The 8993-nt window shown below is 58.1% G+C and carries 10 protein-coding genes; 5 read left to right on the top strand and 5 right to left on the bottom strand.

Annotated elements, in window-relative coordinates:
• The 3 genes from AC2FMY_RS13785 to AC2FMY_RS13775 all read right to left on the bottom strand — a co-directional run.
• On the bottom strand, window positions 1-822 hold an 822-nt coding region (locus tag AC2FMY_RS13785), incomplete at its 3' end, for a DUF427 domain-containing protein (protein WP_496807535.1).
• Between the two features lie 103 nt (window positions 823-925).
• Window positions 926-1627, bottom strand: coding sequence for a winged helix-turn-helix domain-containing protein (locus AC2FMY_RS13780; RefSeq protein WP_480748906.1), 702 nt, complete (start codon window positions 1625-1627; stop codon window positions 926-928).
• Window positions 1599-1886, bottom strand: coding sequence for a hypothetical protein (locus AC2FMY_RS13775; protein ID WP_480748905.1), 288 nt, complete (start codon window positions 1884-1886; stop codon window positions 1599-1601). Before AC2FMY_RS13775 ends, AC2FMY_RS13780 begins: the two co-directional genes overlap by 29 nt.
• Before the next feature lie 176 nt (window positions 1887-2062).
• Here AC2FMY_RS13775 and AC2FMY_RS13770 point away from each other — a divergent pair, with 176 nt between their 5' ends.
• From AC2FMY_RS13770 to AC2FMY_RS13755, 4 genes are all read left to right on the top strand, one after another.
• Window positions 2063-2569, top strand: coding sequence for a hypothetical protein (locus AC2FMY_RS13770; RefSeq protein WP_496746877.1), 507 nt, complete (start codon window positions 2063-2065; stop codon window positions 2567-2569).
• Window positions 2570-2681: 112 nt separating this feature from the next.
• On the top strand, window positions 2682-3293 hold the full coding sequence (gene rnhB / locus AC2FMY_RS13765) for a ribonuclease HII (RefSeq protein WP_496746881.1): 612 nt from the start codon (window positions 2682-2684) through the stop codon (window positions 3291-3293).
• A 106-nt stretch (window positions 3294-3399) separates the two neighbouring features.
• On the top strand, window positions 3400-4503 hold the full coding sequence (locus AC2FMY_RS13760; RefSeq protein ID WP_496746884.1) for a site-specific DNA-methyltransferase: 1104 nt from the start codon (window positions 3400-3402) through the stop codon (window positions 4501-4503).
• A 161-nt stretch (window positions 4504-4664) separates the two neighbouring features.
• Window positions 4665-6047 carry an adenylate/guanylate cyclase domain-containing protein gene (locus AC2FMY_RS13755; protein WP_496807534.1) on the top strand — a complete coding sequence of 461 codons (1383 nt, stop codon included), beginning with the start codon at window positions 4665-4667 and terminating at the stop codon, window positions 6045-6047.
• Window positions 6048-6145: 98 nt separating this feature from the next.
• Here the strand turns inward: AC2FMY_RS13755 and AC2FMY_RS13750 are convergent, their stop codons facing one another.
• Window positions 6146-7279, bottom strand: a complete 1134-nt coding sequence (locus AC2FMY_RS13750; RefSeq protein WP_480748901.1) for an alkane 1-monooxygenase — start codon at window positions 7277-7279, stop codon at window positions 6146-6148.
• Between the two features lie 62 nt (window positions 7280-7341).
• Window positions 7342-8385, bottom strand: coding sequence for an A/G-specific adenine glycosylase (gene mutY / locus AC2FMY_RS13745; protein WP_496807536.1), 1044 nt, complete (start codon window positions 8383-8385; stop codon window positions 7342-7344).
• A gap of 93 nt (window positions 8386-8478) precedes the next feature.
• Here mutY and AC2FMY_RS13740 point away from each other — a divergent pair, with 93 nt between their 5' ends.
• A complete protein-coding gene (locus AC2FMY_RS13740; RefSeq protein ID WP_496746888.1) occupies window positions 8479-8985 on the top strand; it encodes a DUF721 domain-containing protein in 507 nt (168 codons plus the stop codon).
• Window positions 8986-8993: the final 8 nt, after the last annotated feature.

Here is an 8993-nt window from a genome sequence, read left to right as displayed (position 1 = left end):
TGTCAGCGTTAAAACATTCGTCCGCCCGTCGGAAAACGGCATCGGCATGGCGACATAGTCGGTCGCCCCCTTGGCGCGCAGATCCTCCATGATCGGAAAGCTGTTTTCGGGGAAATCGTCGGTCAGCCGTTGCCGTACTCCTCCCAGCCCGTTCGACACATGCCGCAGCGGGCTGTTGGTATAGGCGGGATGGTCATAGATTTCGTAAGTTGGCGCAAAAGTGGAAATCTCTTTCTCCCCTTTTTCCCAGATGTAGTGCTTTCCCGCGATCAGCGGATGCAGTGACCAGACGAGGATACCCAGACGTTGGATCGCAATTCCCTGTTCCAGCATCTTTTCGGCCAGCTCTTGGGTGAATTCTTCGGGTGTCGCGATCGCCGACGCTCCGCGCATCAGCCAGTTGATCAGGGGTCCGCCGACATTCCCGTCTTCGGGTTCGACAAGCTTGTTTCCTCCAAGGTCGATCCGTGTGTAGGCACCGGGCATGAAGCCTACATAACCCTGAATACCTTCGCTCTCGGGTAGCGCATCTTCGTATGCCCATATCGAGTTGGGCACATGTGCTTCCCCCAAAACCAGGTCGCGATACGTTGCCGTGCCCTTAAAGGGACAAAAGGTCTGCAATTCAGTCGGTGCGCCAAGCGCCACCTTCACGTCTTCTTTCGGGAAGTAGATCGTTGGTGACAGGCGCGTTTCATACATGACCTTGGCGCGAACGCTCTCGGCCAGCAGAATGTCGCCGCGATAGGCGGCAATACGGCCTTTCAACGGTTCGATCGAGATGCTGTACCCTTTGGTGCGCGGGGTGCTGTGGACGTTCATGCGCGGCCTCCTTTCCCCTGAGCTGAAACATAAGGATGGGCGCGGCAACTGCGCTTGCCAAGGGCACGCTCCATGTTTTTACCGATTGAGAGCTGGCAATCGCTCAGATCATCTGAATGACGTCTTTTTCGATCGCCAGCATATATCCTTTGCGGGCGATGTTCTTGACCAGCAACTCGCTGACCATCTGGTTCCCCAGCGCGTCGCGCAGACGCTTGATCCGCGTGGCTCCGGCCGCTTCGTCGCACTCAGACGCGTGCTTGCCTGAAATCATCCCCTCGATCTCGGCGCCCGATAGAACTTCGTCGTCAAGTCGGGATTCGGCCAGAACAGACAAAGTTTCCATCGCTGCCGGGGTCAGTTTGAAATCCATGTTGTTGAGATAGACGGTGTTCTCTTCGCGACTTATCAAAAGGGAGGTCACCTGAATCCCAGTGCGTTCGATCTGTGCCATGCGGCGGTTCAGCAGGACAAGCATCGCCAGAAAAACCAGCGCGGCGATCATCATCGCGCTGGCAAACACAAGAAGAACAAAGATCACCATCCGGTAACTCGACAGCGTGTCCGCAAACGCGGTTCCGGACTGTGCCAGAATTTCCAACAACTTGATCTCGGCCTGCGACGTCAGGTCGCTTTCAACAAACAGCCGCTCAACCCGCGCATTGAATGCGTTTGCATCCGGTAGGGTCCAGAACAAAAGCGCTGCTGCGATGATCAGGATCACAACGATTGCGGCAATGCCCAGTCCGACCAGCCGCGTTCCCGAGCGCCGGGCTTCAGAAACGGAGATAGAACTGTCCGGCATTCGCCTTCCTCTTGTTCAGGCCTTCCGGGCCAAAGACCGATATCACATTCAAAAGCTTCCAGCCCGCTGCGTTCAGCCGCGCAGACACTTCCTGTTTCGCGCCACCCTGCGAGCAGTTTGATACCTGCATAACCCCATAGTGAAGCCGCAAAGGTGAATCCTGCTTGGCTTTATAGTCGGCATAGCAGTCTGCCGCATGCGCTGCGGGTGTCAGGGATATCAGGGCCGCAGTGGCCAACAAAGTGAGGATCTGTTTCATAAGCGGCATCCTGCGCGGGCTTCGCGCGATATTCAATAACCACAGGGCCTTGCCAGCAATGATATCGGATAACAAAGGAACGATATTGCCTGTCTGAAGCGGGTGCAGACAGGTTCGGTGCATCACAGGGCGGTCCTTACCCATGGATCGCGGATTACATTGAAAGGACATGCACCATGCACCGTAAATTCATCGCTCTGATCGTAGCCACCGCCATCGGAATCACTGGTATTTCTGCATCAAGGGCGAAAGCCGCAGATGCGCATGACATTCTGGGTGGCCTGGCTGCAATCGCGATAATCGGAGCCGCCGTCAATCAATACAACAAGAACAAGAAAGAGGATCGGTCGCAATCGGTGACCCGTTACTACGACAATCGCTATGACCGGCATCACTATGATGACAACAATTTCGACAGCCGAAGCCGCGACCGGCGTCATGCCCGTCCTATTCCGGGACATGTGGCGCGATACGATCTTCCGCAAAGATGCTTGAGGACATTCAATGGATACGGGAGCAACCGACCCGTCTTGGGTCAACGGTGCCTGAACAAACACTACAAACATGCACGCAAGCTGCCCGAGTCCTGCAAGGTTGGGTTCTGGAATGGGCAACACGTACGTCACGCCTATGAGCCAAGCTGTCTGCGACAGCAAGGATATCGCGTCGTCCAGTATCGCTGAGTTTCGAGCACAGCGGCGCCGCAGAAGCACCGCGTTGGGGAGGGTGGCACTTGGCCGCCCTTCCTTTTTTCTTGCGCCATGAGGCAAAACGCGGTTTTCCATGAAGATGACTATGCCCAGTTTTGATATTGAAATGGCGCTTCGGGCGCGTGGCTATCTCAGGATTGCAGGGGTCGATGAAGTGGGTCGCGGCCCTTTGGCCGGGCCTGTTGTTGCCGCAGCAGTAATTCTTGATCCGGGCAACATCCCCGAGGGGCTGAACGATTCCAAGAAGTTGAGTGCGAAACGCCGCATGGGGCTGGATCAAATTTTACGAGAGTCCGCCGAGGTATCGGTTGCTGAGGCAACCGTTGAAGAGATTGACCGAGTTAACATTCTGCGTGCCTCTCACCTGGCGATGGAGCGCGCGGTCGCGGCCCTTGATCCTGCACCCGACTATCTGTTGATCGACGGCAACATGATCCCGCGCGGCCTTGGCCTGCCGAGTCAGGCGGTGGTCAAGGGCGATACGCGATCCGTATCAATTGCGGCGGCTTCAATTGCGGCGAAAATATGGCGCGACCGGGTGATGGTGGATTTGGCGCAACAGCATCCTGGCTATGGCTGGGAGAGCAACGCCGGATATCCGTCAAAACAGCACAAAGAGGCGCTCCGAAATCTTGGGGTGACCCCACACCATAGGCGTTCGTTCAAACCTGTCCACAATATATTGTATCAAGAGTAATTCGTAACCCTCTGATTCAAAAAAGAATTTGACGGCGAATCAGGATTGACTCATCCTTGTCTCAACCAAATGAGCGCAAAAGCGCCGTGGAATCTGAGGCAGAGAAATGACCACAACCAAGACCAAGGGCGCAACCGCGCTCCCGTTGAACACGATCCTTTCCGGCGACTGCATCGAGACGATGAACAGTCTGCCCGAGGCGTCAGTGGACCTGATTTTCGCGGACCCACCTTATAACCTGCAACTCAAGGGGCAGCTACACCGCCCTGACAATTCCCAGGTGGACGCGGTTGATGACCATTGGGACCAGTTTTCGAGCTTTGCGGTCTATGATCAGTTCACCCGCGACTGGCTCAAGGCTGCGCGGCGCTTGCTGAAACCCAACGGTGCAATCTGGGTCATCGGATCATATCACAATATTTTCCGCGTAGGGTCCGCACTTCAGGACGCTGGATACTGGATCTTGAATGATGTCGTGTGGCGCAAATCCAACCCGATGCCGAATTTCCGCGGCAAGCGCCTTACAAATGCTCATGAAACGATGATCTGGGCGTCGAAATCCGAGGGCGCGAAATATACGTTCAACTATGAGGCGCTGAAGGCGTTGAACGAAGGTGTACAGATGCGCAGCGACTGGGTGCTGCCGATTTGTACAGGACATGAGCGCCTCAAAGACGAAAACGGGGACAAGGCACATCCGACGCAAAAGCCGGAATCGTTGTTGCATCGTGTGCTGATCGGATCGACCAACCCTGGTGACGTCGTGCTGGACCCGTTCTTTGGTACTGGTACCACTGGCGCCGTAGCCAAGATGCTGGGCCGGGAGTTCATCGGGATCGAGCGGGAAGAGGCTTATCGCAAGGTCGCAGAAAAGCGCATCGCCAATGTGCGCAAGTTCGATCGTGAAGCGTTGGAAGTCAGCGCCAGCAAGCGCGCCGAGCCGCGCATTCCCTTTGGCCAGTTGGTTGAACGTGGCCTTTTGCGTCCGGGAGAAGAGTTGTACTCGATGAACCGGCGTCACAAAGCCAAGGTACGTGCCGATGGCACTTTGATCGGAGACAACGTCAAAGGCTCGATTCATCAGGTTGGGGCGCATCTGGAAAACGCGCCGTCCTGCAATGGCTGGACCTATTGGTGTTTCAAGCGCGAGGGCAAAACTGTCCCAATTGACGTGCTGCGACAGCAGGTACGTGCCGAATTGTACAACTGAAACTCACTCAAATTCTCACTCATACCGCCGGTGCCTGTGGCCTGACACATGGCACTATGACTTGCCCCGCCGAAAACGGCGGGGCCTTTTCCTTTGTCGTCCGGGGTGATTGGATGGACCGGGAATTTCCCGTCTGCTGCTTGACTGCAAGAGGCCCCGGCATGACCGACACAAGCATCTTCCGTTCACGATTGGATCGGTTTTCCATCTCGCGACCGGATGAGTTCGATCTGGAAAACAAATACACCGAAGCCGCACTGGAGCGACACAAGCGCGAGGGGCTGGAACTGGCGGTTCGCGCGCGCTGGATCGCGATGGGTCTGACTGCGCCGCTTTTGGTGTTTCTCAATCCGAACTGGGATGTTCTCTATTATCATTTCATACTCGCGCTGATTTGCGCCAATGGCTGGCTGATCCGGCGGGCCGGGCGGGTCGGGCAATCGCGGTTGGAGCTGTTTCTGATCTTTGCCGATTTGCTGATCATGACGCTGGGCATGGTGATTCCGAACCCGTTCAGCGAAGACGTTCGACCGCTTGCGATGCAGTACCGGTTCGACAACTTTCAGTATTTCTTCATCATCCTGGCTGCCGGAACGCTGGCCTATTCCTGGCGCACGGTGATTGCCATCGGAACATGGACCGCAGCCATGTGGACGGTCGGCTGGATCGTGGCATGGTGGGTTGCAACTCCGGTTCCGGGTCTCAGCGAGCAGTTTGCCAAGGCTTTTGCCGGGTTCCCGGATGTAGCCCAGTTGCTTGATCCCAACAGCTTCATGATCCCGCAGCGTATCCAGCAGGTCGTTGTCTTCGTGATGGTCGCCGTGACCCTGGGCGTGTCCATGCGGCGACTCAACCGGTTGTTGATGACCAATGCGGGGCTGGAGCGGGAGCGGGCCAACCTGTCGCGCTATTTCTCGCCCAATGTGGTTGAGGAACTGAGCCAGAACGACGAGCCGCTGAAACAGGTGCGCGAGGCCGATGTGGCGGTTTTGTTTATCGACATAGTGGGTTTTACGAAATTCGCCGCCTCTCGTGATCCTTATGCGGTGATCGAGGTTTTGCGTGGCTTCCATGCACGGATGGAAAGCGAGGTCTTTCGTCACGGTGGCACGCTCGACAAATATCTGGGCGACGGTCTGATGGCGACCTTTGGCACACCGCTGGCGGGCGATCGGGATGCATCGAACGCGCTGGCCTGCGCGCGTTCGATGGTTGACGTCATCGACCGGTGGAACCTGGACCGGTGCCGCGCGGGCGAGCCTGAGATACGGGTCGGCATAGGGATACATTTCGGCGCGGTCGTGCTGGGGGATATCGGTGCCAACCGGCTGGAATTCGCGGTCATTGGCAATGCGGTGAATGTTGCCGCCAAGCTTGAGGCGCTGACCCGCGATTTCGACACCCGGATCGTGATGAGCGACGATTTGCGGCGACGCGCGATGCAGGATGCCGGTGCGAAACCCGAATTGCTGACAGGATTCGAGTTGCGTAAGGATCAGAATATCCGTGGTGTCGATCAGCCACTGGATGTCTGGACGATCTGAGAAATGCTCCCGCCAGTTGGAAGCGCATCAATGATGCGCCTCCTCCTGTTGGGCCAGGCATCGCACGGGGCAAACCCCTCGCGATGCGGCCGTGACTTTTACCGGGGGACCGGGTTCTGGGCCTTGCTATACGGCTTCCAATTGGTGATCTCGGGATAGTACTGCCGCCGCCATGCGCGAACGCGTGGGTTCATCACACGGCGCCAGAGTGGCGGGATCATCGCAGCCACGGTCATCACCGGATAGCCATAGGGCAGTTGCGGTGCGGCATCGGGCGTATGGTTCTGCAACAACGGAAACCGGCGGTCGGGCTTGTAGTGGTGGTCGGAGTGGCGTTGAAGGTTGATCAGCAGCCAGTTCGACGCCTTGTGCGCCGCGTTCCAGGAGTGGCAGGGGCGGACATGTTCGTATTTCCCGTCCCCGAGATGTTTCCGGGTCAGGCCGTAATGTTCGACATAGTTCACAAGTTCCAGTTGCCAGATTGCCGTCGCTGCCTGAACGAGGAACAGGCCCAGCCCCGCCCATCCGCCGATCAGCAGCGCCAGCAAAAGCATCGCGGCCTGCAACGCCCAGTAGCGCCAGAACGGATTTGACGGATCGGTCCATGGAAGATCCTTGCGGGCGAGCATGTCCCGTTCGGCGCGAAAGGCCGAGCAAAGGCTTTGGCGCAGGACGCGGGGATAGAACCGGTGGAAGCCCTCGTTATAGCGTGCCGTCACCGGGTCCCGTGGTGTTCCGACATAGCGGTGATGCACCAGCAGGTGTTCGGAGCGGAAATGCGAATAGAGCGTCATCGCCAGCAGGATGTCGCCCAGCCACCGTTCACCCCGGCTTTTCTGATGCATCAATTCGTGGCTGTAGTTGATGCCGATGGTGCCTGACAGCACCCCCATTCCGAAAAACAGGGCGATCTTTTCGCCGGTATCCAAATGGTTTGCGCTGGTGGCATACCAGATCAGGCCGAACAGGGTTACGAACTGGACCGGCACCCAGACCTTGGTCAAAAGGATATGCCAGCCGAGCGCATCGTCGGGCGTGTCGGGGTCGGAGTTTGCCAGGTCAAGACCGGTCAGGTGATCCAGAACGGCAAATGCCCACCATGTCGCAAGGGGGACAAGGATCAACCACCATCCTCCCAAGACCGCCGTGAACCAGATCAGGGGAACCAGCAGGTACGATATCCAGTAGGGGAGTGCGGATTGCCCGGAGGGCGGAGCTTTGGTCGCGTTCATTTTCGAGATCCGTTATTCAACTAGGCGGAGAGTAGGCGCGCAGATCGGGGATGCCCATCTGCCTATTCGCCGCGCCACAGATCATAGACCTTTCGCATGACGGTTGGCAGGGCCGAGGGCCGGAATTCGTGCTTGCCGACAATCGTTGTGCCTTCGGCGCAAAAGCCATCGGGTAGCGTGGCAGTTTGAATACGCAGGATGAGGTGAAAATGGGTGAAGGTATGTCGCACCTCTCCCGGCAGCATGCGCCAGTCCGCCATGAAGGGCGGTGTTTTATCCGGTATTTCGGACCATTCCGGACCGGGCCAGCCCAGCATTCCCCCTAAGAGTCCCTTGTCGGGCCGCCGTTCCATCACCCACGCCCCGTCCGGGCGACGGGCGATATAGGCATATCCGTATCTGGTCGGTTTGGGTTTCTTCGGGGTTTTCCGTGGGAGATCCGCCATGGTGCCTGCCTCCCTTGCCCGGCAGCGGTCGCGAAGCGGGCAGATTCCGCAGGCCGGAGACCTTGGGGTACAGATGGTGGCGCCAAGATCCATGACCGCCTGCGCATAGTCGCCCGGGCGCTGAATTGGCGTCAGGGTTGCTGCCAGATCCTTGAGTGTGGGTTTCACGCCCGGCAGCGGGTCGTGAATGTCGTGAAATCGCGCGATCACCCGTTCGACATTGCCGTCCAGCACGGTTTCAGGATGGTCAAAGGCGATGGCGGCAATCGCAGCGGCGGTATAAGGGCCGATCCCCGGCAGTTTGATCAGGGCGTCATAGGTATCGGGAAAACGGCCCTGATGAACTTGGGTCACCACGCGGGCGCATTTCAGCAGGTTGCGGGCGCGGGCGTAATACCCAAGCCCGGCCCATTCGGCCATCACCTGATGGTCCTCGGCGGCGGCCAGGGCCTGAACGCAGGGCCAGCGAGCCGTGAAGCGTTGGAAATAGTCGCGCACCGCCGCGACAGTGGTTTGCTGCAGCATCACCTCGGACAGCCACACACGATAAGGGTCGGGGTATTCGCCTGCCTTGCGCGCGGCGGGGCTGACACGCCACGGAAGGTCGCGGGCGTTGCGATCGTACCAGCGCAGCAAGGCGGCGCTTACATCAGTGTCCATTGCGTCACGCAAGATTTATTCCTCGACTCGTCGGGTTTCGCTGGCACCCGCCCCATCGCCTATTACAATAGTGGACGAGGAGTCGGAAACCAGATGCCGCCACGCCCATCGACCACACGCGGTTTCAAACGCACCGCGACGCTGCTGAATGACCAGATCCGGCGCGCCGGGGAAAGCCGCGGGTTTGCGGTGTCGCGGCTGCTGACCCATTGGCCCGAAATCGCAGGGCAGGATATCGCGGCAATCGCGCGCCCGGTCAACATCGGCTATGGCAAGGGCGGTTTTGGCGCGACGCTGACCGTTCTGACGACCGGTCCGCAGGCACCGATGCTGGAAATGCAGAAGGAACAGCTGCGCGCCAGGGTGAATGCCGTCTACGGCTATAACGCGATCAGCCGGGTACGCATCACTCAGACCGCGCCGACCGGGTTTGCCGAAGGTCAGGCCAGTTTCCAACCGAAGCTGAAGACCGAAAAACCCGTTATCGCACCCGAAATCGCTGCCGAGGCCGACAAGGCCGCAAGCGATGTTCACGACAATGATTTGCGCGCCGCACTTGAACGGCTGGGCCGCAACGTATTATCCAAACAAAAAAGCTGAGAAAGGGC

Source organism: Ruegeria sp. YKSE079 (genome assembly GCF_059612845.1).
The sequence above is the reverse complement of the archived record's forward strand: the minus strand, read 5'-3'. Positions and strand labels throughout refer to the sequence as shown.